Here is a 25492-nt window from a genome sequence, read left to right on the forward strand (position 1 = left end):
CCGGCCGGGTTCCTGCTGGCCGGTAGCCGGATTGGGTGCCTGCCGGGCAGACCCCGGTGGGACGTCGCGCGATGGTCGGGACAGGAAAGCGCGCGGACCGAGGAGGCAGTGATCGTGAGCAACGGACAGACGGCAGCCGGGGTAACGGTTCCGGACACGAAGGTGGCGCGTGATGCCACGGACCTGGTCCGCGACACCACGACCGACCTGATTTACCACCATTCCCGCCGGGTCTTCTGGTTCGGCAGCCTGCAGGGCCGCAACCGTGGGCTCAGCTTCGACCCCGAACTGCTGTACCTCGGCGCGATGTTCCACGACCTCGGTCTGAACGAGCGGTTCCGCACCAGTGGCCGGCGGTTCGAGGTGGACGGCGCCGACGAGGCCCGCCGGTTCCTGCAGAGCCACGGCGTGCCCGAGGACAGCATTCGCAGGGTCTGGACGGCGATCGCTCTGCACACCACGCCAGGTATCCCGCAGTTCATGGAACCCGAGATCGCCCTGGTCACCGCCGGCGTCGAGTACGACGTACTCGGCATCGGTTACCACGACGTCAGCGACGCCGACCGCGCCGCGATCGTCGCTCTGCACCCGCGCCCGGACTTCAAGCACAGCATCCTGCGGGCCTTCACCGAAGGCATCGCGCCGAAGCCGGAAACGACCTTCGGCAACGTCAAGGCCGATGTGCTCGAGCGATTCGTCCCCGGTTACGAGCGGACCAGCTTCGTGGACATCATCGAGAACTCCGACTGGACCGAGTAGGTGACGGGGCCGGCGGACGCAGGAACATCCGGTACAGCCCGGTTGGGGCCGGCGCGGCTGCGGCAACTGGTGGATGAGCAGGCCGCCCTGCGGCGGGTGGCCGTGCTCGTAGCCGGTGGTGCTCAGCCACCCGAGGTGTTCAGCGCGGTCGCCGACGAACTGGGGCACCTGATCGGCGCCGAGGCGACGTTCGTCTTCCGTCTCGATCCGTCGTCCAGCGACGGCGGCGACCTGGACAGGTACCTGGCCGTCGTTGGTTCCTATGGCCGGCTGAGTGATCAAGTACCGGTGGGATCCCGGCTCCCGCTGACCGCCGGGACGATTCATCATTCCGCGCTGCACAGCGGGCGCCCGGCCCGGATGACCGGCGACGAACTGGCGCAGAGCCCGTTCGGCGAGTGGATCAGCGGGCTGGGCGTGCGGGCCGAGGTGGCCGTGCCCATCGTGGTCGGAGGCCGCAACTGGGGCGTGACGGTGGCTACGACCTCGCAGGAGGACGTGCCGGCCGGCACCGAGTCCCGGATGGCGGACTTCATCGAGCTCGCCGCGACGGCGATCGCCAAGGCCGATGCCGACCGGGAACTGCTCGAACTCGCGAACACCCAGGCGGCGCTGCGGCGCCTCGCCACACTGGTCGCACAGGGCGAATCACCCGAGGCGGTGTTCGCGGCCGCGACCAAGGAAGTCCTGCGGCATCTCGGCAACGACACCGCCAGGATGATCCGGTTCGAGCTGGACGGAACGGCGACGCTCGTCGCCAACGAGGGCCGGACTGCTCCCGACGTACGGGTCGGGGAACGATGGACCGGTTATCCGCCGACCGGACTGACGGCGACCGTCCTGCGCACCGGCGAGGCCGCCCGGGTCGACGACTACGGTGCCATTCCAGGCGGGGAGGCCACCCTCCGCGAAGGCATCCGGTCCGCCGCCGCGGTGCCGATCCACGTCAACGGACGGCTCTGGGGAATGATCGCCGTCGGCCCCGGGCCGCTGCCACCGGACACCGAGCAGCGGATGACGGAGTTCACCGACCTGGTCGCCACCGCGATCGCGAACGCGCAGAACCGTGGCGCGCTCGAGACGAGCCTCGACGAGCTCGCCCACCTCCTGCAGGAGCAGGCAGCGTTGCGCCGCGTCGCCACGCTGGTCGCCCGGGGAATTCCCGCTGCCCGGATCTTCTCGGCGGTCGCCGACGAGGTCGGCCGGTTGCTGGGCGCGGACAACGCGGGGATAGCCCGCTTCGAGGCTGACGGGACGACGGTCGTCGCCGGCTGTGCTGCGGGAGATGCAGGCACGCTGCCGATCGGGACGCGGGTGGAGCCGGTCGAATACCTTCCCCCGGCGGTGGTGTGGCGGACCGGCCGGGCCTCCCAGCTCGATGAGGACGCGTGGGCCGGCGTACGGGACCCGGCGGCCGACGTCCTCCGCGCGTGGGGAATCCGATCGATGGTGGCGAGCCCGATCATCGTCGAAGGCCGCCTGTGGGGCGTGGTACTCGCGATGACGAAACGAGCGCCGTACCCTCCCGGCACCGCGGAACGGCTGGCCGACTTCACCGAACTGGTCGCCACCGCGGTCGGGAACGCCGACAGCCGGGCCGAGGTCGCCGCCTCGCGGACACGGATCGTCGCCGCCGCGGACGAGGCCCGGCGGCGGATCGAGCGGGACCTCCATGACGGGACTCAGCAGCGCCTGGTCTCACTGGGCCTCGAGCTACGCCGTACGCAGTCGGCAGTGCTCGCCCAGCTACCTGAGCTCGCGGCTGAGATCCGCGGTGTCGCGGACGGGCTCAACGAAGTCGTCGAGGATCTGCGCGAGATCGCCCGCGGCATCCACCCGGCGGTCTTGTCGGAGGGCGGGCTGGGACCGGCCTTGCGGACGATCGCCCGCCGCGCCGCGATCCCCGTCGAGCTCGAGATCGCCGCGATCACCCGGCTGCCGGGGCCGATCGAGGTGGCGGCGTACTACGTCGTCTCGGAGGCCCTCACGAACGCGACCAAGCACGCACAGGCATCGGTCGTCCGGATCGCCGTCGAACAGCGCGAGGACTGCCTTCGCCTGTCGATCCGCGACGACGGCAAGGGCGGCGCCGAGCCCACCCGTGGATCGGGTCTGATCGGTCTGCGCGACCGGGCCGAAGCCTTGGGCGGATCGATCGAGGTCGACAGCCCCGCGGGCCACGGAACCCAACTCCTCGTCCAGCTCCCGCTACGGCTCCACTGACCCCAGGGCCTATCGGTGATGGTGATATTGGGCCAAGTAGCCACTGGCGTGGCCCGAGAAGATCAGGGCGAGCGCGACCCCGGCCGCAAGACCCGCCAAGATACCGACGCGGCGCCCCCACAGACCTGAAACGATGCGGCTCCGCCGGGGGAAGAAATCCCTTGCCGTCAGGCGGAACGTCTCCAGAAAGTGCGCAATCACGTGAGAGGCAAGGGCGGCGAGCCAAAGGTAGAACGACGTTTGATGCGTCAGCAACGCCGTCGGATGAGCCCATGACGGCCCGACATAGGTCACCACACCGCTGATCAGCAGGACTACGGTCAGCGCCATCAGAACAGGACCAAGCACCCGAAGGAACGGGCTGGGCGGGCCGTACCGTCGATAGTCCGCGTCGCGGCGGTAGTACCGGACAATTCGCCAGCTCGTACTCGCTATCTTGAGGAACACCAAGGGAATCAGCAAGAAGCCGATGGCGGCGTGTGTCGACAGGACCTGCTTGGCGCCCAGGACGACAGTGACGACCTCGGCTGCGAACAGGGCCAGCAGCACGACTCCCGTCATCGCGGTCAGTCGAGCATTGGCCTCGACTCGATCGGAACGATCGTGAGCCTGCTCGTCAGCCAACACAGCACCGCCGGTGAACATTGCAGCCTCCACTGGTGTTGGTCACCGGTGCCACTACACCTGTGAACTCCTTCCAGCCTCGCGACCACGACGACTCCTGTCTTTACGGCCAGCGGTCGTTCTGCCTACCGGCCAGCCAGAGTCCTGAGACCGCTCTTTCGCGCACCGAAAGGCAGCATTCCGGGTAGCCGGTACACCAGAACACAAGCCTTCAGGGGTGGGGCGCTGGTGCTGGCAACACAGACTTCTCACTCATTCCGAGGAATCTTTAAGCAGTGAATCGCACGGAACGCCGCCATTCGTTCCTCGTTCGAATACGAGAGCTGCGTCCTGCGTAATTACCCATAAACCCCCCAGAGGAGCAGCATGTCCAAGCCCACATGGGTGGTCGGCGGAACCGCGGCCGTCGCCGTGCTCGGCCTGGCCGGCGTCGCCGCCGGGTGGGCGGTCAAGCAACTCAGCCAGTACGGCGCCGTACAGCGGATCACCGCCGACGACCGGGAAGAGCGACCATGACAGCGCAACCTGACAACAGCGGCACTGCGGAGCAGCGGATGCTCGGCGCCGTACCGGACGAGCCCGCGCTCGGACGTGGGCCTGCTCCGGGAAAGTACTCCCGCCACGAATACCACCATCCCGCCGCGGGATGGGGCGCCGCCGGCAGCGTCGCCCACGTGCTGAAACGCGCCGGCGAGCCGGCCGACGGCGTGCACGCGTTGTTCGTGATGAACCAGGAGGACGGCGGTTTCGACTGCCCGGGCTGCGCGTGGCCGGACGACCCGAGCGGGCTGCGTCTCGACATCTGCGAGAACGGCATGAAACACGTCACCTGGGAGCTCGCGCCCCCGAAGGCAGATCGCGAGTTCTTCGCTGCTCACACCGTCAGCGAGCTGGCCGGGTGGAACGACCATGACCTCGAGGCGGTGGGCCGGCTCGACGAGCCGATGAGCTACGACCCCGCCAGCGACACGTACCAGCCGATCTCCTGGGATGACGCCTTCGCGCTGATCGGGAGCTCCCTGCGCGGACTGAGCAGTCCACATCAGGCGTCGTTCTACACCTCCGGGCGGCTCAGCAACGAGGCGACTTTCCTGTACCAACTGTGGGTGCGCGAGTTCGGCACCAACAACCTGCCCGACTGCTCGAACATGTGCCACGAGGCCAGCGGCCGGGCGATGACGGCGGCGATCGGCAGCGGAAAGGGGACCGTCGACCTCACCGACTGGGAGGCCGCGGACGCGATCTGGCTGATGGGCGACAACGCGGCGACGAACGCGCCGCGGATGCTGACCTGGCTGGCCGAGGCGGACAAGCGTGGCGCGCAACTGGTCCACATCAACCCGCTGATCGAAGCGGCGTCGAGGCGGACGATCGTGCCGCACGAGTTCGTCGACATGGCCAGGTTCCACACCACCGCGACCGGCACGATGAACGTTCAGGTGCGGATCGGTGGCGACCTGGCCCTGCTGCGCGGCGTCGCGAAAGCGCTCTTCGAGGCGGCGGACAGGGACCCGGAGGTGCTCGACCAGGACTTCATCAGGCGTTACACCAGCGGCATCGACGAGTACCGCGAGGTCGTGCGGACCACTGCCTGGGCCGACCTCGTCCACGACGCCGGCGTGGACGAGGAGGCAATCCGTCGCCTTGCCGACTCCTACCTCGGATCGCAGCGGGTGATCATCGCGTGGTGCCTGGGCCTCACGCAGCACGAGCACGGCGTCGACACCGTGCGCGAGATCGTCAATCTGCTGCTGCTCCGCGGCAACATCGGCCGCGAAGGAGCCGGGCCCTGCCCGGTGCGCGGACACAGCAACGTTCAGGGCAACCGGACCTGTGGCATCAACCACCGTCCGGACAAGGCGTTCCTCGACCGGATCGCCGAGGTCTGCGGGTTCGAACCCCCGCGCGAGGCGGGACTGGACACCATCGAGACGATCGAGGCCATGCGCCGCGGCGACGTCAAGGTGTTCGTCGCGCTGGGGGGCAACTTCGCGCTCGCCACCCCTGACCTGCCCTACACCTTCGACGCGCTGCGCAACTGCGACCTGACCGTGCAGGTGAGCACCAAGCTGAACCGCAGTCACATCGTGCACGGCACGCGGGCGCTGATCCTGCCCTGCCTGGCCCGCAGCGACAAGGACCAGCAGGCCGGCGGCGTACAGGGCGTCACCGTCGAGGACTCGATGGCGATGGTGCACATCTCGTACGGGATGAAGGATCCGGGCTCGCCCCAGCAGCGGTCGGAGTGCGCGATCCTCGGCGGGATGGCACAGGCGACGCTGCCGGACAGCCGCACACACTGGCAGTGGTACGTCGATGACTACGACCGGATCCGCGACACGATGGCACGAGTACTGGACGGGTTCGAGGACTTCAATGCCCGGGCTCGCCACCCGCACGGCTTCCGCATCCGCCAACTGGCGCGCGAGCGCGTCTTCCTGACGGCGACCGGGCGGGCCGGGTTCTCGGCCACGCCGCTCCCCGACGACGTCGATCCCGGCGAGGGCCGGCTGATCCTGACGACGGTCCGGTCGCACGACCAGTTCAACACCACCATCTACTCCAACGACGATCGCTACCGCGGTATCAAGGGCCTGCGCACGATCGTGTTCCTGAACGACCAGGACATGGCCGACCGCGGCCTCGAGGACTTCGATCTGGTCGACATCACCAGCTTCTCCAAGGACGGGACGACGCGTGCGGTGCACGGCTACCGGGCTGTCCGCTACGACATCCCGCCGAGTTGCGCCGCCGGCTACATGCCCGAGCTCAACGTCCTCTGCGGCATCTCCGATGTCAGCACCCAGAGCGGCCAACCGCTCACGAAACACCTCGTCGTCGAAGTGACCCCGAGCCACCAGAACGCGGCAGCCGGCTGACGAACATCGTCCATCAGGCCTGACCGTCCGGCTGCATCGTGGCGAGGACGAAGGTCGAGGTCGCGCAAACGAAAAGGCAGATGATGCCCAGGGCACGGAGCAGGCCACCGTCGGCGAAGACGGTGAGCGTCGCACCGGCAAGGAGGGTGACGCAGGCAGCGGCCCCGAGCACAGTGGCTCTCGCCACGGGTGCAGCAGCGCGAAGGGGGACGACGGGCGTGCTGGTCTCCGCCGTCGGGTCGAAGCGGCCTCGAAGGAAGAGGCGGAACAACAAGATCAGAGAGGGAATCAGCACGACCGCCCCGGCCGCGACGGCGACGACGACGGCGAGCAGGGTCGAGCGACCCGCCGCAGCCTGCTCGACGGTCAACCCGGGCAGGAAGCGTGGTTGCTGAGCGAAGGCCCAGCCCGCGACGATTGCCGCGACAGCGACAGCCGCCGAGACCCGGGCCGCGCCGAGCTGGTCGCGCCAGACGAGCAGCAGGGTTCCCAGCCCCGCCGCCGCGGAAACGGCGACCATGACGACGCCACCACCACTGGTCAGTCCCGCGAACAGCGCTGGGGCGTCGAAGTGAACGACGAACAGGCCGACCAGCGCCACCGCACCCGCGAAGAGCCCAGATATCAGGGCTCGGGTGCGGAACGCACGTTCGAAGGTCTCCGAACCGAGCCGCCGGGCATCAGCTGCGAGGTAGACGGCGGCCAGGTAAGCGCCGGTGGCGACGGCCAGTACGCCGATGAGCACCGACGTCGGGTTGAGCCAACTGCTGATCTGGTCGCCCTGCGCGTTGCCTACCGGCACCCGCCCGGCGGCGATCGCGCCGGCGACCGTGCCCAGCGCGAACGGCGTGAGGATCGAGGAGAGAGCGAACAGGTACTCGATCGCCCGTCCGCCACGAGCACCGTCGAGCTGCCCGCGCAGAGCGTAGGAAGCGCCGCGGAGGATGATCCCGATCGCCGCGATGAACAACGGCACCGCCAGGGTGGACGTGATCGACCCGTACGCGACGGGGTACGCCGTCCAGCACACCACCAGCACCAGGATCAGCCAGACGTGGTTGGCCTCCCAGATCGGTCCCATGGCATGCCGCGCGTACGACCGGATCGCGTCGTCATCTCGTTCGCCGCCGGCCAGCAGCGTCCACAGCCCGGCTCCGAAGTCCGCGCCCGCCAGTACGGTGTAGGCGGCGAGACCGGCGAGGATGATCAGCATCGGGATCTCAGCCATCCAGCCCCTCCTCCAGCGGTACCCGGCTGAAGCGACGCAGCATCCACCAGACCCCGCCGGCAAGTCCCAGGTAGACCACGATCAGGGTGCCGTAGCCCACCGGGATCCCCGCCGCGCCGGTGACCGCCTGGGTCGTGCGCATCACGCCGTACACGATCCAGGGCTGGCGTCCGACCTCGGTGGTGATCCAGCCGGCGATGAGCGCGACCACGGACAACGGCCCGGCCAGTACGACGGCACGGTAGAACCAGCGCGAGCGGGGCAGGCGCTTGTGCCGGATGCGGATGTAGAGATACACGACGGCCAGCAGCGCCATCAGCGTCCCGATGCCGACCATCGTCTGGAAGGCGAACCGGACGACGTTGACCGGTGGCTGGTCCGCCGGCGGCACGGTGCCGAGACCCTGGACCGTCGCGTTCGGGTTGTGGAAGGCCAGCAGCGACAGCAAGCGCGGGATCGCGACGCCGTACACGACGTCGTGACCGTTGTACCAGCCCAGCAGGTGCTCGGGTGCGCCACTCGTGGTCTGGCCGAGCCCCTCCAGCGCCGCCAGCTTGACCGGTTGCTGCTCCGCGACGTCGCGTGCGGCCATATCACCGACGATCACCTGCAACGGTGCGGCGACCGCCGCGGCCGACAGCCCGACCGTCAGCGCGGTGCGCTGGTAGCGCCCCCACCGGCCCCGCAGGAATCCCCACGCGTACGGAACGGAGATCAGGAACCCGGCGACGATGTATCCGGCGAAGTACATGTGCACGAACTCCGGCCAGAAGTAGGAGTTCGCGAACAGCGCCGACCAGGGATGCGCGTTCACGGCCCGCCCGTCCTGCAGTTCGAACCCGCCAGGATGGTTCATCCAGGCGTTGACCGCGATCACGAACAGCGAACCCGTGATCCCCGCGATCGCCACCGGAACACCGGACAGCAGGTGCCACCTTGGCGGGAACCGGTCCCAGCCGTAGACATAGATGCCGATGAAGATCGCCTCGACGAAGAACGAGAAGCCCTCCAGGGTGAACCCCAGGCCGAACACGTTGCCGAAGGCAGCCATCCATCCCGGCCACAGCAGACCCAGCTCGAAGCTGAGAATCGTTCCGGTCACCACACCGACGGCGAACAGTCCCAGCATCACCTTCGACCAGCGCCGGGCGACCGTGCGGAACACCAGGTCCCCGGTGCGCAGGTAACGCCACTCGCAGAACAGCACCATCGCCGGGAAGGCGAGCCCGAAGCACACGAGCGGGATGTGCACCGCCAGCGACAGCGCCTGCAACTGCCGGGCCTGGAAGAGGTAGTCCTGATCCGGCGACGCGAGCACGCCCGCCATCGCGGCGATCATCGTGGGCGCTCCGTTCTAGACGGTCAGGTGAAAACCGGCGGCCAGGTTCAGCGTGACGGCGAACGTCAGGTACATCAGCCACATCCCGGTCACCAAGCGAATCAAACCGAGGACGGATTCGAAAGGCCTCGCCCCGAGTGCGATGAAGAAGTCGGTGACATAGATCCCGGCCAGACCGACGAACAGCAGTCCGACGGGCCAGTCGCCACCGTGGAAGAAAACCGTCACGCCGAGTGCGGACAGGACGGTGAACGCGATCGACATGCCGGCGTTGGGACGTGCGTCGTTGCCGCGGTAGCGGTTCCAGCCGAGTGCGAACCAGTGGATGCCGTACGCCGAGAACGCGAGCGCCGCCATGTAGAGGATCCGGTCCGAGCTGAAGACCTGGAACCAGGTCAGGCCGACGAACAGGATCAGGCCGGTCACCAGTTGGCACAGCCCGGGCAGCCAGAGCCCCCAGACTCCGAGCGAGCGGTCGACTCGTTCGTCTCGCTCGGGGAACCCGAACAGTTCCTGCGTTCCCCAGATCAGATAGCCGGTCCCCAGGCCGAAGAACCCCAGGGCCAGCGGCGGAAACTGCGAAGCCGCGAATGTGACACTCATCAGGGCGTCTCTCTCCTCGCGTGATGTTCGGGACCGCCGGCTCGTCGAGCCGCTTCCTCCACCATCCGGCGCGGCGTACCGGCCAGGAACCCGGCCAGCAGGTATGGCCGATGCCCGTTGGCGGTGAGGATTTCAGCTCAGCGCAACGGCAGCCTGGCAACGACAGTCCAGAAAGGAACCCGACCATGGCCAAGGCCTGGAGAACGCTGAGCTGGCTGCCTGCTCTGCTCGCTGCCGGACTGCTGACCGGGTGCGCCTCTCAGGCCCCCTTCCAAGACCTCCCGGCCGGCGGCGTGGACGTCACAACCGGACCACTGGTGATCGACGACATCTGGGTCGACGGGCCGCAGGGACTCGAGCCGGGAGCGGACGCGGCGCTGCGACTGACCATCACCAACAAGTCCCCCGCGACCGCTGACACTCTCGTCGCTGTGTCGAGCTCCGCAGCCCAGCACGCCGTACTTCGAAGCGGCGGGCGCACCGTCAGCCGGATCGTCCTCGGCGCGAACAGTCTGACGGATCTCGAGTGGACCAACGGAATCGAGCTGGACGGCATCCGTGAGCGGCTGACTCCCGGCCAGGCGATTCCGGTGACTCTCACCTTCGCCGAGGCGGCCCCCGTGACGGTGCAGGTGGACGTAGGCCCCCTCGCAGCCTCGGAGATCCCGACCAGCCCACCCTCAGGGACCGGGCAGCAGCGCCTGATCCGCGGCTAGTCGGCAGGGTCGGGGTCCGGATGGTCGGTACCGGTGGAAATGGGCAGGTCACAGGTGACTGCCGTCCCCTCACCTACGGGGCTGTGCACCGCGAACGTTCCGCCCAGCGCCTCGATCCGGTCCTTCAGCCCGACCAGGCCTGAGCCCCGGCGGGGGTCGGCCCCGCCGATACCGTCGTCCCGCACCTGCACGCGGAGCCTGCCATCGGACGTCTCCAGGTTCACCTGGACGACCGAGGCGCGGGCGTGCTTCGCCGCGTTGGTGAGCATCTCCGAGACGACGTAGTAGACGCCCACTTCGAGCGCCTCGGGGAGCCGGCCAGCGAGGCGTACGTCGACCTCCGCCGGGACGGCCGATCGTCGCGCGAGCGCACGCAGTGCCGGGCGAAGTCCCGCCTCGGTCAGGATCGCGGGGTGGATGCCCCGGGAGATCTCCCGCAGATCGTCGATCACGCTCATGATCTGCTCGGCCACGTCCCCGATCTCGGTGTCGACGCCGCACGGCCGTCCTGATGCCGCGGCCGAACGCAGCCTGAGTGCCAGCGCCACCAGGCGCTGCTGCGCGCCGTCGTGCAGATCGCGCTCGATCCGCCGCCGGACGTCGTCGGACGCCGCGACGATCCGGGCGCGGGACGAGATGAGCTCGGCCCGGCTCTGCGCGTTCGCGACCGCTGTCGCGACCAGGTCGGTGAACTCCGTCAGCCGGTGCTCGGTGTCGCGCGACAGTGGCCCGGTCGCCGACCCGACCGCGATCATTCCCCATACCCGGCCATGGACGTGGACCGGCATCGCGACCGCCGCGAGCAGTCCCTCGAGGACATAAGGCTCCCCGCCCTCGATCTCGCGGTAGTCGTCGATCCTGGCCGGCCTGCCGGTGCGCAGAACGGTCGAGGTCAGCCCGGTCGGCGGATAACCTTGCCAGCGCTCACCGACCCGCACATGAGGACCCGCTGTGCCCTCGTTGGCCACCACCGTCGCGGTTCCGTCGAGCTCGAACCTGATCATTCTGACCGTGTCGTAACCGAAGTGCCGCAGGACCTCCGAGGTCACGGCCGCGAACACTGCCTCGGGCGATTCCCCCCGCGCGACCAGCATGGCCAGTCGGCGCAGTGCCGCCTGGGTGTCGGCCAGGTCGCGCAGGCTCTGGTCGGCCTGGGCGTTGGCGATTGCGGTCGCGGCGAGTTCCATGAAGTGCGCGATGCGCCCCTCGGTGCCGCTGGCAAGATCCGGGCGCGAGGTGGCCGCGAGGATCACGCCCCACTGGCGCCCCGCGACCGTGATGGGCGAAGCAACCGCGGCCGGGAGGCCGAGCTTCCCGACAACCTCAGCGAACGGGCCGTTCGCAAGCCTCTCGCCGCTGATCCGGGCCGGCTGCCCGCTGCTGAGCGCCGCCGCACTGACCGACCTGGAGTCCAGCCTGCCTTGGAACCCGACCGCTACGGTGTCGCCGACCCGGCCGTAGCAGCCCACCACGGTCAGATAGAGCTCTTGATCGCCGCCCGCCCCGGGCCGGAGATCGGCGCGGGCAACGAACGTCACCTCGGCGCCGACCAGGTGCGCGAGCTCGTCCGCGACCGCCGTGAACACCTCGCCCGGCAGGGCGCCTTCGGCGACCAGGGTGGCCACCCGCCGCAAAGCGGCCTGCTCTTCGGCCTGCGGGCCCACGCGTGCCGGATCAGCCGGCTGAGGGTCGACGACCCGCTCCGAGTCCGCTCCCGGGTCCGGCACGTTCACAAGGCCGACCGTAGTCCCTTGCCGTCTCCGACGACAGCCACGGTCGAGGACGTACCTGCTAGCAGGTGGCGCGGATCCGCGCCAGCAGCAGGCCGTGACGGCCACCACCGGCCATGCCAGACGGCGTCCGGGACGCAAGCATGGTGGCACCTGGCTCGACGACGTGAGGGGGCCGCGATGAGTCTCATCGATCTGTCCCGCTGGCAGTTCGCCATCACCGTGATCTTCCACATGACCTTCCCGGCCATCACCGTGGGGCTGTCGGTCCTGCTGTGCGTGCTGTACGCCCTGCACTGGAGGTCGGGGAGGCTCGTCTACCTGCAGATGTTCCGGTTCTGGCGGCGGATCTTCGCGGTCGGGTTCGCCATCGGCGTCGTCGCCGGGATCGTGATCACCTTCCAGCTGGGGCTCGACTGGGGCGTCTACGCCGCGAAGACCGGCCCGATCATCGGCCCGATCGTCGGGATGGAGGTGGTCACCGCGTTCTTCGTGGAGGCCGGCTTCATCGGCATCCTGCTGTACGGCGACGGCCGGGTCCGGCGGGGCACCATGTTCGCCGCGACCGTGATGGTCGCGCTCGGAACGCTGCTGTCGTCGAGCTGGATCATCGCCGCCAACTCGTGGATGCAGACCCCCGCGGGCTTCACGGTGCGGAACGGGCAGTTCGTGCCGACGAACTGGATGGACGCGATCTTCAACCCGTCGTTCGGCTGGCGGTGGCCGCACATGGTCCTCGCGGTCCTGATCTCGGCCAGCTTCTTCGTCGCCGGGATCGGGGCGTACTACCTGGTCAAGGGACGAGCACTGCCGTTCGCGCGGCGCACGGTCTCCATCGCGCTGGGCGTCGCGGCCGTGCTGCTGCCGGTCCAGATCTCCGTGGGTGACCAGGTCGCCGAACACCTGTTCCCGTTGCAGCCTTCGAAAGCCGAGGCCGCCGAAGGCAACTGGAGCAGGCCGAACACGGGCTGGGTGCTCTTCGCGATCCCCGACCAGGAGGCGAGGCACAACATCGCGGAGGTCTCGATACCCTGCCTGGGCAGCGCGTTCTACGGCGACCTCAGCTGCAAGACCGCCAATCCCCCGTTGGAGCTGACACCCACGGCAGACCAGCCGGCCATGACGCCGGTCTTCTGGGGATTCCGGATCATGTTCTTCGCCGCACTGTGGATGTTCGGCTGCGTCTTCTACGCAACGATCCTGCGCCTGCGCCGCAGGCTGTGGACCTCCCGGCGGTTCCACCGGTTCCTGCTGTGGACGACGCCGGTCGGCATCATCGCACTGCTCGGCGGGTGGGTCCTCGCAGAGACCGGCCGGCAGCCGTGGCTGGTGTTCGGACTGCTGCGGACGTCTGCCGCGGTCTCGCAGCTCGCACCGGGCGAGCTCCTGTTCTCCGTCCTCGCCTTCTCGTTGCTGTACCTGGTGATGCTGGCGGGGTACGTCGTCTACATCGTGCGGGCGATGCGGATCGGACCGGAAGGCGACGACCCCGATGAGGTTGTCCGCGCCCGGTCGATCGGCGCCCGCGTACCCGTGCCCGGCACCGACCAGCAAAGGCTGAGCTGATGGCATACGTGTGGATCGTTCTGATGCTCCTGTGTCTGTTGATGTACATCTCGCTCGACGGATACGACCTCGGGATCGGCATCGCCACCCTGTACGAGCGCGACGAACGGCATCGACGGGAGATGCTCGAGCAGGTCGCCCAGGCCTGGGACGGCAACGAGACGTGGCTGGCCCTGCTCGCGGTGGGCCTGTGGGCCGGCTTTCCCGAGGCGTTCGGCACGATGCTCCCGCACGCGTACCTCCCGCTGATCGTCGTACTTCTTTCGCTGATCGTCCGTGGGGTCAGCGTGGAGCTGGTGTCCCAGTCACCGCCGGCGCGGGGATGGACGAAGGCGTTCGGCATCGCGTCGCTGATCGCCGCGCTGGCGCAAGGCATCGTCTTCGGCACCCTGACCACGCAGCTGACGGTGGTGAACGGTGCGTTCTCCGGCTCCCCCTTCGGTGCGATCAGCTGGTACTCCTTGTTGACCGCGGCAACGGTCACGTCCATCTACCTGGCCTTGGGCCATGCATTCCTGAAGTGGAAGGCAACCGGGGAGCTGCGGGTCCGGGCCGGCCGCCTCGGCACGATGTGGACCGTACTCGCGTCGGTGCTGGGCGCTGCGTCGCTGTCCGCCGCCGACGCCACGGCCACACCACTGAACCTGCACAGCCCGGCGCGCGCGATCGCCTTCGCCGGCCTCCTGGCGTTCGCGGTCGCGGGCGTGGTGATGACGCTGGCTACGCTGCGGCCCACCTCCCGGTACGACGCTCTGCCGACAGCCGGCCTGGTCGTCACCATCGTGGCGCTGGCCGTCGCCATCGTGGTGGCTCGCTACCCGGTGCTCGCCCCGCCCGCGCTCACGATCGGCAACACGGCAGCGCCGGGCGCCACGATGGTGTTCCTCGCCGTCGGGATCGGCCTCAACGTGCCGTTGATCCTGTTCTACAACTGGTTCTCCCACCACGCCTTCCGGGGCAAGCTCGACAGCGGACCGGGCGGCCGGGACCTGCCCACGCCCGGCCTGAGGAGTCACCTGTGACGCGCGGATCCCAGTTGCTGCGGACGGCGCTCCGGGTGCTCACCCGGGTGGTGCTGACCGCCCTGAGCGTCGTCGTCGCGATGTTGCTCTACCTCGTCTGCCAAGGGGTGTTCTCGGGCTACCCGAAGTACCACACCCGGCTGCTCAGCATCATCGCGATGATTCTCGTCGCCGTGACCGGCGGCGTCGTCTGGATCATCGACCAGAGGCGGATCGATGCGGACGACTGACGACAGGGCTGACGGCTCGCCAGGGGAGGCACGCAGCTGGCTCGAGGCCGTGGCCGGTCCCGGGCGGAGCCGGCTGCGACTCGCAGGGCTCTGCCAGACGCTGGGGACCGTGTTCAGCATCGTCCAATGGGCAGCGCTGGCCTGGGTCGCCCAGGATGTACTCGTGCACCGGTCGCCACCGGGCCGGCGGCAACTGGGCTTGCTGATCGCCGGCAGTCTCCTCGCGGCCGCGGCGTCCTGGAGCGCGGCCAGATTCCAGGCCGCGGGCCGGCGGCAGATCGCCCACGTGATCCGGCAGCGTCTGGTCGCCGGGCTACTGCCATCCGGTCAGTGGCGCCACGAACCCGACGCAGCAACGGCAGCGCTGGCGACCGTCGAGTCGACCGATGACATCGCCGATCATCATGCCCAAGCCATATCTGCGCGCCTGTCCGCTCCGCTGTCGATGGCGGCCATCCTGCTGGTCACCGCCGCCGTGCAATGGCCCGCCGCTGTCATCCTCCTGGTGGCCAGCCTGTTCATCCCTGCGAACCTGCGCCTGGCCGGTCTGCTTGCGCAGGAAGGCGCGGACGAGCGCGCGGCGGCCATCGACCGGCTCGCGGCCGTCGTCCTGGACAGCTTCCGCGGCCTGCGCACGCTGCGGGGCATCGGGGCGGTGGCGCGCCGGCGCGACGAGCTCGCCGACGCGGCGGCCACCCTGGACACCACCACGATGGCCGTCGTCCGGCGAGCCTTCGTCTCCGGCGCGGTGATGGAAGTCGTCATCACGTTCTCGATCGCGGCCGACGCGACCTACATCGGACTCTCCCTGCTGGGGTACGTCCGGCTCGCCGTCGCCCCCACCATGACGCTGTTCAGTGGACTTCTCGTACTTCTCCTGTGCCCGCTGTACTTCCGGCCGTTTCGCACGATGACCGCCGCCTATCACTCCAGGGAACGGGCAGCGGCGGCCGCGCCGACGATCATCCGGTTGCTCGCCGGCGCGGAAGTGCTGGACAGCGCCGTACGCCCGGTACTGCCACCCGCAGAACCGGTCACGGTCGTCCTCGACGCCGTCACCTTCCGTCCTGCCGACTCGGGCGACCCTGTCCTCGCGGGCGTGAACACGGTCCTCGACTCCGGCGGCTGGACCGCCGTGGTCGGGCCTTCGGGTGCCGGTAAGACGACCTTGCTCTCGCTGATTGCGGGCCTTCGGCAACCAACTGGCGGCTCCGTCCGATGGGTCACCGGCACCGGCGCGTGGACCCCACAGCTCGGAAGCTGTGCGTGGATCGGCCAGCAGACCGTACTTCTGCCCGGATCGATCAGGGACAACATCCGGATCGGGCGACCCGGCGCGGGGCCGTCCGAGGTCGAGAAGGCTGTTGCGGCGGCCGGGCTGACAGACGTCGTCGCCCGGCTGCCCCAGGGGCTGGGAACCCCGCTGGGAGAGGGCGGCTCAGGAGTCTCGACGGGCGAGGCGCGCCGCATCGCCATCGCTCGTGCGTTCCTCAGCGATGCCTCGCTCTGGCTTCTCGACGAGCCGACCGCCCACCTCGATCCCGAGGCCGAGGCACACGTCATCGACGCGCTGCGCCGGGCCACGCGGGGCCGAACCGTAGTGGTGGCGACGCACTCGGCGGCGCTGGCCCGTGCCGCTGACACCGTGCTCGGTCTCGCGGACGGAGCCATCATCGCCATCAAGGTGGCGACGGCGGCATGAAGCAACGCGCCGGGTCCAGGCCCAACACCATGGTCGCCGTCGCCGGCCTCGCTCTCGCCGTTCTCGCCGAGAGTTGTTCGGTGGGGCTCGTCGGACTGTCCGGATGGTTCATCGCAAGCTCGGCCGTGGCGGGAGCCACCGCGTACAGCGTCTTCTCCTACCTGGCTCCCAGCGGCGGCGTGCGAGCCTTCGCCCTGGGCAGGATCGCGACGACCTACGCCAGCCGAGTGGTCCTGCACTCCGCGGCACTCGGACGGATCACCGCTGCCCGACTCAGGTTCTACGACCGGGCCGCCGCCGATCGAGGTACGCACGGGGTGTGGTCCGGGCAGAGCCTGGACAGGGTCATGGCCGACGCCGACACCGTGGGCATGACGCTGATCCAGGCCACGGCGCCGATGATCGTTGCCGCCGCGATGGTTGCCGGTGGGTGCCTGACGATCACGCTCGCGGGCTATCCGGTCGTCGCGCTGGTACTGGCCGCCGGGGCTGCTGCCTGTGCCGCACTGGCGATCTTCAGACCGCGTCGGACGGACGACGCAGGCAGTCTGCGCAACCTTCTGCGGACCGAGCTTGTCACTGCGGTCGGAGCCTGGACGGAGATGGCGTCGCTGGGCGCTGCGGACCGACTGGCAGACCGGACAGCGCATCGGCTTGCCGCCCTAGAGCACGATCGGTTCCACCGGGACATGGCGGCCGCGCGGACCCAGGCAGCCAGCCGGGCGGCGGCCGCGGCCACGGTGCTGCTCAGCATCGCACTGGCCGCAAGAGGTGGCGCGACGGTCTCGGCCCTCGTCTTTCTCGCCCTGCTCACGGCCGGCGTGCTGGCGAACGCCGATCATCTCGTCGCCGCCATCGAAGCGCGGGCCGGCTCACGCCGAGCAGCCGCGCGCCTGGAAGACGTCGGCGACGAGAACAGGCGGGGCCGGCCGCCGATCGCACAGGCGAGCTACGACCCCCGCGGCCTGACCGTGTCCGGGTACTGGTTGCCCAGCACGCCGACGCGGGACCGGCGTCAGCTCGACTTCGCGGTCGCCGCCGGTCACACGATGGTCGTGACCGGCGCGTCGGGAAGCGGCAAGACCACTCTGCTGAACGCGATCGCAACTGCCGCCGGGCGTGGAGTGGTGACCTCCGTACTGGCGGATGACTACCTGTTCACCGGCACCCTGGCCGGCAACATCCGTCTCGCCGACCCGACGGTGGATGCGAACGAGCTCACGGCCCTGCTCGCCGACCTGGAACTGGACCTGTCCGGCCTTGCTCCGGAGACCGAGATCGGGGTCGGGGGACGCAGCCTCTCCGGCGGGGAGCAGCGACGCGTCCATATCGCCCGGGCCTTGGCCACGCGGCCCGACGTGCTGCTCATCGACGAACCGACCACCGGCCTCGACTCGGTCACAGGCAACCACGTCCTCGCGGCCCTGCGCCGTCGGCTGCCTGCCGCCGTACTCGTGCTGGCCATGCACGAACCGCCGGCAACCCCGGACGTTCTCGGCACCGGCTGGTCCGCCCTGTCGTTGGACTAGGCGGGATCAGTACTCAGGTGGTGTTCCCGTCACGATTCAGGGGAAGCGATACGTGGATCGCCGTACCCTGTCCGACCGGACTGACCACGAGGATCGAACCGCCGAGGGACTCGACCCGGTCGTGCAGCCCGACCAGGCCGGATCCGCCGCGCGCTTCGGCGCCGCCTGCGCCGTCATCCCGGACGGTCAGCCGCAGACTGTCGTCCCGCTCCTCCAGGGAGACCACCGCACGCGATGCGCGGGCGTGCTTGGCCGCGTTGGTGAGTGCTTCGGACACCACGTAGTACGTCGCTACCTCCAGCGCCGTCGCGTACCGGGACCGTGTCGCGACCGTCAGGTCGACGGGGACGGCCGAGCGGCGGGTCAGGGTCTGCAGTGCTGGGCCGAGGCCGCCCTCGACCAGGACCGAGGGATGGATGCCCCGGGCCAGTTCGCGCAGGTCGTCCACCACCTCGGTGAGCTCCTCGGCGGCGTTCCCGATGTCCGCCCGCAGCATCGGCAGGTGGGCCGGAACCCCGGCCTGGGCGAGCCGCAGTACGAGCGCGAGCGACACGAGCCGTTGCTGCGCCCCGTCGTGCAGGTCCCGCTCCAGCCGGCGCCGCATCTCGTCCCCGGCGGCGACCACCCGAGCCCGGGAGGCCTTGAGCTGTGCCCGGCTCTCCGCGTTCGCGATGGCGGTGGCGACCAGCTCGGTGAAGCCGGCGATCTGGGCTTCCGTGGACGCCGCGAACGGCTGATCGCTCCTCGTCGAGGCCGCGATCACGCCCCACACTTTTCCGGCGACCAGGATCGGGCCACCGACGGACGAGCGGATGCCCAGCCCCCGTGCCTCCTCGGCGATCGCTCCGGTGGCCCCCACGAAACTGTCGAGCCGGACCGGACGGCCGGTCTTCAGCACCTCGCCGGCAACACTCAGCCCGTCCAGTTCGATCCGGGTGCCGACCACGAGCCGGCCCGGCACCCTGCTCCAGGCCCCGACACCGGTCACGGTCCCGTCCTCCTCGTAGCGCTCCAGCCGGGCGAGATCGGCCCCGCACAGCAGCCCGACCTCCCGGGAGACGGCCTCGAAGACGGCTGCCGGCGCATCCGACTCCGCCACGAGGGTCGCGACCCGCCGCAACGCCGACTGCTCCTCGGTGAGGCGTTCCGACTCCAGTGCTGCCCGCCGCGACCGGGCCGCCAGCTCCGCCACCAGGAACGAGGTCACCAGGAACACCCCCAGTGCCACCAGGTTCCGGGAGTCGGCCGTCACGGCCGACCTCTGCTGCGGCACCAGGAAGGTGAACGCCGCGACGCTGACCACCGAGGTGACCGCCGCCAGCCGGGCGCCCCACATCACGGCGACCGGCAGTACGGCGAGCAGGTACAGGACGAGCAGGCTCAGCACCGGCACGTACGGCCTGAGCAATGCGACGACGCCGGTCACGACCGCGACCAGGACCACGCACGCCACCAGACCGCGCAGCCAGGAGGTGCTGCGCGGATCCAGCCGGCTGCGTTCCATCAGATCGCTTCCTCGCCGTTCGCTCGCCGCAGGCTCCTGCGACGGACCCGCCGAACGTACCCGATTGTGCCACCCGCCAGCAGGGATGCGGGCTTCCTCCTGGCAGGCACGCGATACTGCCGCTGGTCGCGATGCCGGCAGCGACCGCTCCGCGAATGCTGATAGCTGTGGACAACGGGTTGAAAATCGGCGCCGACACCGTGGACTACGTCCTGATCCTCGGTTACTTCGTCGTCGTGGTGCTGATCGGCTGGGCGGCTCGCCGCCGGGTCCTCGACAGCCTCGACTTCTTCCTCTCGGGCCGGTCACTGCCCGCCTGGATCACCGGACTGGCCTTCATCTCGGCCAATCTCGGCGCGGTCGAGATCATCGGCATGTCCGCCAACGGCGCGGAGTACGGCATGCCGACGATGCACTACTACTGGATCGGCGCCGTACCGGCCATGCTCTTCCTCGGCGTGGTGATGATGCCCTTCTACTACGGGTCGAAGGTGCGCAGCGTCCCCGAGTTCATGCTCCGGCGCTTCGGCCCCGGCGCCCACCTGGTCAACGCGATCAGCTTCGCCCTCGCCCAGATCCTCATCGCCGGCATCAACCTGTACCTGCTGGCCACCGTGGTGAACGCCCTGCTCGGCTGGCCGCTGTGGGTCGCGTTGATCGTCGCGGCCGCGATCGTGCTCAGTTACATCACGCTCGGCGGCCTGCGGGCGGCGATCTACAACGAGGTCCTGCAGTTCTTCGTCATCGTGGCGGCCCTGCTGCCGCTCACGCTGATCGGCCTGCACCGGGTCGGCGGGGTCAACGGGCTGATCGGCAAGGTCAAGGTCGCCGTCGGCGGTGGCGCCGCGCAGTTGAGCTCGTGGCCGGGCAACCAGTTGTCCGGGTTCAGCAACTCGGTCCTGTCGGTGATCGGCATCGTCTTCGGGCTGGGGTTCGTGCTGTCGTTCGGCTACTGGACGACGAACTTCGTCGAGGTCCAGCGGGCGATGGCGACCCGCTCGATGTCGGCGGCGCGCAGTACGCCGGTGCTCGCGTCGTTCCCGAAGATGTTCATGCCGTTCATCGTGGTGATCCCCGGCATGATCGCGGGGGTCCTGGTACCGCAGATCGCGCAGCTCAAGGCGGGTGGCGCCGCCGGCGGAGTCAGCTACAACGACTCGATCATGCTGCTGATGGGCCAGATCCTGCCCAACGGCCTGCTCGGTGTCGCGCTGGCCGGCCTGCTCGCCGCCTTCATGGCCGGGATGGCGGCCAACGTGTCCGCCTTCAACACCGTCTTCAGCTACGACCTGTGGCAGCGGTACGTCCGCAAGGACCGGCCCGACGGGTACTACCTGAAGGTCGGCCGGTGGGCCACCGTCGGCGCCACCGTCCTGGCCATCGGCACCGCGGCCATCGCGTCCGGCTACGGCAACCTGATGAACTACCTGCAGACCTTGTTCGGCTTCTTCAACGCCCCGCTGTTCGCGACCTTCATCATCGGCATGTTCTGGAAGCGGATGACCGCCACCGCGGGCTGGGTGGGCCTGGTCTCCGGGACGGTCGGCGCCGTGGCGATCTGGGTGGTCAACCTGGTCGGCATCATCAACCTGCCCGGCCAGGGCGCGGCCTTCGTCGCCGCCGGGGTGGCGTTCGTCGTGGACGTGGTGGTCAGCGTCCTGGTCAGTCTGGCGACTGCCCCCAAGCCCGCGGTCGAGCTCGCCGGGCTCGTGTACTCGCAGACCCCCAAGGAGCAGCGCACCGATCCGCTCGCCGGGCGGCTGGCCTGGTACCGCTCCCCGGCCAGGCTCGCCGGCCTGTCCCTGGTCCTCGTGATCGCACTCAACGTGGTCTTCCGCTGAGCACCATGATCCTCCACCGAAGGAGTTCGACATGAGCAACGAACAGGCCGCCCCGTCAACGCACGACGACGATGCCGCCGTACCACCCAAGGCCAGGGTCTTCGACATCCGCACCGTCGTCGGCGCGCTGATCGGGTTCTACGGCCTCGTACTCGTCGTCGTCGGCCTCGTCTCGGACTCGGCGCGCGAGCTCGCCAAGACCGGCGGCGTGCATGCCAACGTGTGGGCCGGCGTCGTCATGGCCGTCTTCGCGACCGTCCTGCTGGTGTGGTCACGCCTGCGGCCGGTGACCGGCGCATGACCGCGGACATGACAGGGCCACTGTGGCTGCGGATCTGGCAGTCCTCTCGGCAGGGATCCATGATGCCGACTGTTCTAGCGATGCACCGGTCCGTCGAGCTGCACGTCGCCCGCACAACAGGCGTCGCGTTGACCATCCAGCAACTCCGCCGGGCAGGCGTCTACACAGTTCGGTACGACGAAGCCAGCGACCGGCTGCTGCACGAGGTGTTCGCGCCGTACGGCATCCCCTGTCGGCCCGTGGCTGGATGAGCGGCATGGAGGCGATGTCGGCGTCCGAGGCGTCCGTCCATCCGATGCGCTGGCGGACGTTGGCGGTCACCCAGTTCGCGGCGTTCATGGCGCTGCTCGACGTCAGCATCGTCAATGTGGCGCTGCCGTCCATCGAACGAGGGCTCAGTGTGTCGGCTGGAACCACGCAGTGGGTGGTGTCCGGGTACGCGCTCAGCTTCGGACTGGCGCTCGTACCGGCCGGCCGGCTCGGCGACGTGCTGGGCCGGCGCCGAATGTTCCTGATCGCCCTGACCGCGTTCGTGCTGACCAGCGCTCTCACCGGTGCGGCACCGACCATCGGACTGCTGATCGCGGCGCGGCTGCTGCAAGGCGTCGCCGGCGGCATGCTGCTGCCGCAGAACTCCGGATTGATCCAGGAGCTCTTCCAGGGAGCCGAGCGGGGCAAGGCGTTCGGCGTCCTCGGTGCCACGGTTGGCCTGGCCACCGCGGCCGGTCCGGTGGCCGGCGGGCTGATCATCACCCTGATCGCCGGTCCCGATGCCTGGCGCGGGGTGTTCTACGTCAACGTGCCTATCGGAGTGGTCGCGCTCCTCCTGGCCACGCGATGGATTCCAGCACGGTCGACAGGCAGCCGGCCCAAGCTCCAGCTGGACCTCATCGGATCACTGCTGCTCGGCGCCGGCGTTCTCTGCCTGCTCCTCCCGGCGGTGGATGCCGAGAGCAACGGTCTGAGCCACGACTGGTGGCTGATCGTCGTAGCCGTACTGCTGCTCGCCGCCTTCGCCCAGTGGGAACTCCGGACCGTACGCCGGGGGCGGGAGCCGGTGCTCAACCCAAGGCTGGCCCGCACCCCGGGCTTCGCGACCGGCTCTCTGATCAGCCTGGTCTACTTCATCGGCTTCACCGGCATCTGGCTCGTCCTCGCACTGTTCTTCCAGGACGGCTCCGGCTACTCACCGCTGCGCTCCGGCCTGACGGTGACGCCGTTCGCGCTGGGTGTCGCGGCTTCCGCGGCCATCGCCGGGCGTCTGGTGTCGAGATTCGGCCGTCTGCTGACCGTGCTCGGCCTGACAGCGACGATTGCCGGTCTGGTGATCACCGCGCTCCTGCTGCGACACGTCGCAGGAGACGCCGCGCAGTGGGCGGTGGCCGGCCCGCTGCTGGTCGCCGGACTCGGTGGGGGCATGGTCACCTCCCCCAACGTCACGCTGTCACTGCAGCACGTCCCGGTGCGGATGGCCGGTGCGGCAGGTGGCGCTCTGCAGACCGCCCAGCGGATCGGCTCGGCGATCGGTACCGCCGTCCTGGCGACGATCTTCTACCAGGTCCTCACGAGATCCGGCCATGCCTACCAGAAGGCGGTGTCGGACGCCCTGCTGAGCGCCGCCGCTCTCATGCTCCTGGCCCTGTTGATAGCTGTCGCCGACTTCCGTCGGCACCGCCGTGCGGCACCCGCCGTCGGCAAGGAGGGATGAAAAATGCATGTCTCGCGGGTGTTCTCCAACCTGACCCCGAACTGGTACGCGTCGATCATGGGGACCGGAATCGTCGCGGTCGCAGCTGTGTCATTGCCGTGGCAGCCGCCCGGCCTGCACACGGGCGCGCTGGCCATCTGGGCTCTTTCCGCCGTCCTCCTGGTCGCCCTCACGGTTGCGTTCGGCATCTCGTGGGCGCGGGACCCCGGCGCCGCGCGACGCCATCTCCTGAACCCGGTAATGGCGCATTTCTACGGCGCTCCGCCGATGGCCGTACTGACGGTCGGAGCCGGAACGATCCTGCTCGGCCGCGACGTCCTGGGATTGCGGACTGCCGTCGACATCGACTGGATCTTGTGGTCGATCGGCACCGTGACCGGACTGGCCGCGGCGGCGGTCGTTCCGTACGTCATGTTCACTCGCCACCGTGTGAAGGTCGACAGCGCGTTCGGCGGCTGGCTGATGTCGATCGTGCCGCCGATGGTGTCCGCCTCCACTGGCGCGTTGCTCGTACCGTACGCGCCCGCCGGCCAGGCCCGGCTCGCGTTGCTGCTGGCCTGCTACGCGATGTTCGGACTGTCGCTGCTCGCCTCGATCGTCACGATCACCCTCATCTGGTACCGCCTCGCCGTCTACAAGACGGGCGACGCGGCGATGGTGCCGACCCTCTGGATCGTGCTGGGGCCGCTGGGCCAGTCGATCGCCGCCGCCAACCTGCTCGGCGGTGTCGCCCACGAAGCCCTGCCGGCCCCGTATTCGACCGCCCTGCAGGCTTTCGGCGTCGTGTACGGCGTACCCGTCTGGGGCTTCGCCCTGCTGTGGGGGGCGATCGCCGGGGCCATCACCGTTCGTACCGCCCGCCATCGCCTGCCGTTCTCCCTGACATGGTGGTCCTTCACCTTCCCCGTCGGCACCTGCGTCCTGGGTACGTCCGAGCTCGCCCTGCACACCGCATCGGACCTGTTCGACGTGGCAGCCGTGGTCTTCTACGTCGGCCTCGTCGCCGCCTGGATCACCGTCGCGCTCCGCACCGCGCGCGGCAGCGTCCGCGGAACCCTCTTCGCAGTACCGGCCGCATCAGCCGTCGGACAGCCCTGACGCTACGATCGGGCCGGCGGGGTGCGTGCGGTGATCGTAGGGATGACGGCCGAGTAGTCCAGATCGCCGGCGCCGGCTTCGGCGGCCTGCTGGAGCCAGTCACGTGAGGCCTCGGCCAGGTCCAGCCGCCGGCCGGACCGACCGGCGATCTGCACGACCAGGTTCAGGTCCTTGAGGGCCAGACTGAGCTTGAAGTTGGCAGGATAGTTGCCGGACTCAACATTCGCGCGCTTGGCCTCGACAGTGCTCGCGATCGGAGTGTCGCCCAGCACGTCCAGTACCACGGAACGCTCGAGTCCGAAGTCGTCGCCGAGGGCAAGGGCCTCACCGAAGGCGGCGATGGCCGCGCCGAGCGTCGAGTTCACCACCACCTTGGTGGCTGCGCCGGCTCCCAGCTCGCCGACGTGGTGCAGTGTGCCCAGTGGCGCGAGGATCGGCTGCACACGCGCGAAGCCGTCCTCGTCGGCGCCGACGTAGACGGCCAGCCGACCCGTTGACGCCTGAGGAACACTGCCACGTACCGGGGCGTCGACCACGACGACGCCATCCGGCAGGCGGGAGGCGATCGAGCGCACTGCGTCCGGACCCACCGTCGACATGTCGATGAGCAACTGGCCCGGTGCCAGTGCGGCGGCCACCCCGTTCTCGCCGAACACCACCTGCTCGAGCGCTGCCGCGTTGGTCACCATGGTGATGGCGGCATCGACACTCGCGACGGCCTCCATCGGCGTCGCCGCGGCGGTAGCGCCCCGGTCGGTCAGCGGTTCGGTCTTCCCAGCGGTCCTGTTCCACACGGTCACGTGATGACCGGCCTCGAGCAACCGAGTGGCCATGGGTGTCCCCATCAGGCCGAGACCGATGAATGCCAGCTTCGCCATTGCGTACTCCTC

The 25492-nt window shown here is 69.2% G+C and carries 22 protein-coding genes; 15 read left to right on the forward strand and 7 right to left on the reverse strand.

The genetic code is table 11. The features are described 5' to 3' along the window. Window positions 1–114 precede the first annotated feature (114 nt). On the forward strand, window positions 115–759 hold the full coding sequence (locus tag ACFVWG_RS33845; protein WP_391547540.1) for an HD domain-containing protein: 645 nt from the start codon (window positions 115–117) through the stop codon (window positions 757–759). Then, window positions 760–2982, forward strand: a complete 2223-nt coding sequence (locus ACFVWG_RS33850) for a GAF domain-containing protein (protein ID WP_391547541.1) — start codon at window positions 760–762, stop codon at window positions 2980–2982. Window positions 2983–2991: 9 nt separating this feature from the next. On the opposite strand, the gene ACFVWG_RS33855 is transcribed toward ACFVWG_RS33850, so the two are convergent. After that, window positions 2992–3627, reverse strand: coding sequence for a hypothetical protein (locus tag ACFVWG_RS33855; protein ID WP_391547542.1), 636 nt, complete (start codon window positions 3625–3627; stop codon window positions 2992–2994). A gap of 345 nt (window positions 3628–3972) precedes the next feature. On the opposite strand from ACFVWG_RS33855, the gene ACFVWG_RS33860 reads away from it, so the two are divergent. Further along, the gene (locus tag ACFVWG_RS33860) at window positions 3973–4122 is read left to right on the forward strand and encodes a hypothetical protein (protein ID WP_391547543.1); all 150 of its coding nucleotides are present in this window, start codon (window positions 3973–3975) and stop codon (window positions 4120–4122) included. Continuing rightward, window positions 4119–6485: an FdhF/YdeP family oxidoreductase gene (locus ACFVWG_RS33865; protein ID WP_391547544.1), complete on the forward strand. Its 2367-nt coding sequence runs from the start codon at window positions 4119–4121 to the stop codon at window positions 6483–6485. The genes ACFVWG_RS33860 and ACFVWG_RS33865 overlap by 4 nt, the downstream gene beginning before the upstream one ends. 13 nt (window positions 6486–6498) lie before the next feature. On the opposite strand, the gene ACFVWG_RS33870 is transcribed toward ACFVWG_RS33865, so the two are convergent. From ACFVWG_RS33870 to ACFVWG_RS33880, 3 genes are read right to left on the reverse strand one after another with little or no spacing between them, the layout of a single operon-like run. Next, window positions 6499–7713 (reverse strand): cytochrome d ubiquinol oxidase subunit II, encoded by a 1215-nt coding sequence (locus tag ACFVWG_RS33870; protein WP_391547545.1) that lies wholly within the window; start codon window positions 7711–7713, stop codon window positions 6499–6501. Continuing rightward, a complete protein-coding gene (locus tag ACFVWG_RS33875; RefSeq protein ID WP_391547546.1) occupies window positions 7706–9052 on the reverse strand; it encodes a cytochrome ubiquinol oxidase subunit I in 1347 nt (448 codons plus the stop codon). Before ACFVWG_RS33875 ends, ACFVWG_RS33870 begins: the two co-directional genes overlap by 8 nt. A 15-nt stretch (window positions 9053–9067) precedes the next feature. Further along, a complete protein-coding gene (locus ACFVWG_RS33880) occupies window positions 9068–9655 on the reverse strand; it encodes a hypothetical protein (protein WP_391547547.1) in 588 nt (195 codons plus the stop codon). Window positions 9656–9840: 185 nt separating this feature from the next. Here ACFVWG_RS33880 and ACFVWG_RS33885 point away from each other — a divergent pair, with 185 nt between their 5' ends. Then, window positions 9841–10371 (forward strand): copper chaperone PCu(A)C, encoded by a 531-nt coding sequence (locus tag ACFVWG_RS33885; protein ID WP_391547548.1) that lies wholly within the window; start codon window positions 9841–9843, stop codon window positions 10369–10371. Here ACFVWG_RS33885 and ACFVWG_RS33890 read toward each other — a convergent pair. Further along, window positions 10368–12104, reverse strand: coding sequence for a GAF domain-containing sensor histidine kinase (locus ACFVWG_RS33890; RefSeq protein WP_391547549.1), 1737 nt, complete (start codon window positions 12102–12104; stop codon window positions 10368–10370). The genes ACFVWG_RS33885 and ACFVWG_RS33890 overlap by 4 nt on opposite strands. 177 nt (window positions 12105–12281) lie before the next feature. Here ACFVWG_RS33890 and ACFVWG_RS33895 point away from each other — a divergent pair, with 177 nt between their 5' ends. The 5 genes from ACFVWG_RS33895 to ACFVWG_RS33915 are packed head-to-tail and all read left to right on the forward strand — an operon-like array spanning window position 12282 to window position 18150. Then, the gene (locus ACFVWG_RS33895) at window positions 12282–13667 is read left to right on the forward strand and encodes a cytochrome ubiquinol oxidase subunit I (protein ID WP_391547550.1); all 1386 of its coding nucleotides are present in this window, start codon (window positions 12282–12284) and stop codon (window positions 13665–13667) included. After that, a complete protein-coding gene (locus tag ACFVWG_RS33900) occupies window positions 13667–14689 on the forward strand; it encodes a cytochrome d ubiquinol oxidase subunit II (protein ID WP_391547551.1) in 1023 nt (340 codons plus the stop codon). Before ACFVWG_RS33895 ends, ACFVWG_RS33900 begins: the two co-directional genes overlap by 1 nt. Next, complete coding sequence (locus ACFVWG_RS33905) at window positions 14686–14919, forward strand: hypothetical protein (protein WP_391547552.1); 234 nt, start codon at window positions 14686–14688, stop codon at window positions 14917–14919. The genes ACFVWG_RS33900 and ACFVWG_RS33905 overlap by 4 nt, the downstream gene beginning before the upstream one ends. Further along, a complete protein-coding gene (locus tag ACFVWG_RS33910) occupies window positions 14906–16621 on the forward strand; it encodes an ABC transporter ATP-binding protein/permease (RefSeq protein WP_391547553.1) in 1716 nt (571 codons plus the stop codon). Before ACFVWG_RS33905 ends, ACFVWG_RS33910 begins: the two co-directional genes overlap by 14 nt. Further along, window positions 16618–18150 carry an ATP-binding cassette domain-containing protein gene (locus tag ACFVWG_RS33915; protein WP_391547554.1) on the forward strand — a complete coding sequence of 511 codons (1533 nt, stop codon included), beginning with the start codon at window positions 16618–16620 and terminating at the stop codon, window positions 18148–18150. The genes ACFVWG_RS33910 and ACFVWG_RS33915 overlap by 4 nt, the downstream gene beginning before the upstream one ends. A 13-nt stretch (window positions 18151–18163) precedes the next feature. Here ACFVWG_RS33915 and ACFVWG_RS33920 read toward each other — a convergent pair whose 3' ends face one another. After that, window positions 18164–19654, reverse strand: coding sequence for a DUF4118 domain-containing protein (locus ACFVWG_RS33920; RefSeq protein WP_391547555.1), 1491 nt, complete (start codon window positions 19652–19654; stop codon window positions 18164–18166). A gap of 155 nt (window positions 19655–19809) precedes the next feature. On the opposite strand from ACFVWG_RS33920, the gene ACFVWG_RS33925 reads away from it, so the two are divergent. The 5 genes from ACFVWG_RS33925 (at window position 19810) to ACFVWG_RS33945 (ending at window position 24602) form a co-directional block, all read left to right on the forward strand. After that, entirely contained in the window at window positions 19810–21495 is a 1686-nt protein-coding gene (locus ACFVWG_RS33925) for a sodium:solute symporter family protein (protein WP_391547556.1), read from the forward strand. Between the two features lie 31 nt (window positions 21496–21526). Continuing rightward, on the forward strand, window positions 21527–21796 hold the full coding sequence (locus ACFVWG_RS33930) for a hypothetical protein (protein ID WP_391547557.1): 270 nt from the start codon (window positions 21527–21529) through the stop codon (window positions 21794–21796). A 62-nt stretch (window positions 21797–21858) separates the two neighbouring features. Continuing rightward, window positions 21859–22047 carry a hypothetical protein gene (locus tag ACFVWG_RS33935; RefSeq protein ID WP_391547558.1) on the forward strand — a complete coding sequence of 63 codons (189 nt, stop codon included), beginning with the start codon at window positions 21859–21861 and terminating at the stop codon, window positions 22045–22047. After that, window positions 22044–23504 carry an MFS transporter gene (locus tag ACFVWG_RS33940; protein WP_391547559.1) on the forward strand — a complete coding sequence of 487 codons (1461 nt, stop codon included), beginning with the start codon at window positions 22044–22046 and terminating at the stop codon, window positions 23502–23504. The genes ACFVWG_RS33935 and ACFVWG_RS33940 overlap by 4 nt, the downstream gene beginning before the upstream one ends. Window positions 23505–23507: 3 nt before the next feature. Next, window positions 23508–24602, forward strand: coding sequence for a TDT family transporter (locus ACFVWG_RS33945; RefSeq protein WP_391547560.1), 1095 nt, complete (start codon window positions 23508–23510; stop codon window positions 24600–24602). Window positions 24603–24604: 2 nt separating this feature from the next. Here the strand turns inward: ACFVWG_RS33945 and ACFVWG_RS33950 are convergent, their stop codons facing one another. Then, window positions 24605–25480: an NAD(P)-dependent oxidoreductase gene (locus ACFVWG_RS33950; RefSeq protein ID WP_391547561.1), complete on the reverse strand. Its 876-nt coding sequence runs from the start codon at window positions 25478–25480 to the stop codon at window positions 24605–24607. Window positions 25481–25492 lie beyond the last annotated feature (12 nt).

Origin of the sequence: Kribbella sp. NPDC058245 (genome assembly GCF_042882005.1) — a bacterium.
Lineage (GTDB): Bacteria > Actinomycetota > Actinomycetes > Propionibacteriales > Kribbellaceae > Kribbella.

Bases quoted from the DNA above. Each gene is read 5' to 3' on its own strand.
- ACFVWG_RS33865 (WP_391547544.1), top strand. From the start codon at position 4,119: ATGACAGCGCAACCTGACAACAGCGGCACTGCGGAGCAGCGGATGCTC.
- ACFVWG_RS33915 (WP_391547554.1), top strand. From the start codon at position 16,618: ATGAAGCAACGCGCCGGGTCCAGGCCCAACACCATGGTCGCCGTCGCC.
- ACFVWG_RS33880 (WP_391547547.1), bottom strand. From the start codon at position 9,655: ATGAGTGTCACATTCGCGGCTTCGCAGTTTCCGCCGCTGGCCCTGGGG.
- ACFVWG_RS33945 (WP_391547560.1), top strand. From the start codon at position 23,508: ATGCATGTCTCGCGGGTGTTCTCCAACCTGACCCCGAACTGGTACGCG.
- ACFVWG_RS33920 (WP_391547555.1), bottom strand. From the start codon at position 19,654: ATGGAACGCAGCCGGCTGGATCCGCGCAGCACCTCCTGGCTGCGCGGT.
- ACFVWG_RS33930 (WP_391547557.1), top strand. From the start codon at position 21,527: ATGAGCAACGAACAGGCCGCCCCGTCAACGCACGACGACGATGCCGCC.
- ACFVWG_RS33870 (WP_391547545.1), bottom strand. From the start codon at position 7,713: ATGGCTGAGATCCCGATGCTGATCATCCTCGCCGGTCTCGCCGCCTAC.
- ACFVWG_RS33860 (WP_391547543.1), top strand. From the start codon at position 3,973: ATGTCCAAGCCCACATGGGTGGTCGGCGGAACCGCGGCCGTCGCCGTG.
- ACFVWG_RS33895 (WP_391547550.1), top strand. From the start codon at position 12,282: ATGAGTCTCATCGATCTGTCCCGCTGGCAGTTCGCCATCACCGTGATC.
- ACFVWG_RS33875 (WP_391547546.1), bottom strand. From the start codon at position 9,052: ATGATCGCCGCGATGGCGGGCGTGCTCGCGTCGCCGGATCAGGACTAC.
- ACFVWG_RS33935 (WP_391547558.1), top strand. From the start codon at position 21,859: ATGCCGACTGTTCTAGCGATGCACCGGTCCGTCGAGCTGCACGTCGCC.
- ACFVWG_RS33925 (WP_391547556.1), top strand. From the start codon at position 19,810: ATGCTGATAGCTGTGGACAACGGGTTGAAAATCGGCGCCGACACCGTG.
- ACFVWG_RS33950 (WP_391547561.1), bottom strand. From the start codon at position 25,480: ATGGCGAAGCTGGCATTCATCGGTCTCGGCCTGATGGGGACACCCATG.
- ACFVWG_RS33855 (WP_391547542.1), bottom strand. From the start codon at position 3,627: ATGTTCACCGGCGGTGCTGTGTTGGCTGACGAGCAGGCTCACGATCGT.
- ACFVWG_RS33910 (WP_391547553.1), top strand. From the start codon at position 14,906: ATGCGGACGACTGACGACAGGGCTGACGGCTCGCCAGGGGAGGCACGC.
- ACFVWG_RS33940 (WP_391547559.1), top strand. From the start codon at position 22,044: ATGAGCGGCATGGAGGCGATGTCGGCGTCCGAGGCGTCCGTCCATCCG.
- ACFVWG_RS33885 (WP_391547548.1), top strand. From the start codon at position 9,841: ATGGCCAAGGCCTGGAGAACGCTGAGCTGGCTGCCTGCTCTGCTCGCT.
- ACFVWG_RS33900 (WP_391547551.1), top strand. From the start codon at position 13,667: ATGGCATACGTGTGGATCGTTCTGATGCTCCTGTGTCTGTTGATGTAC.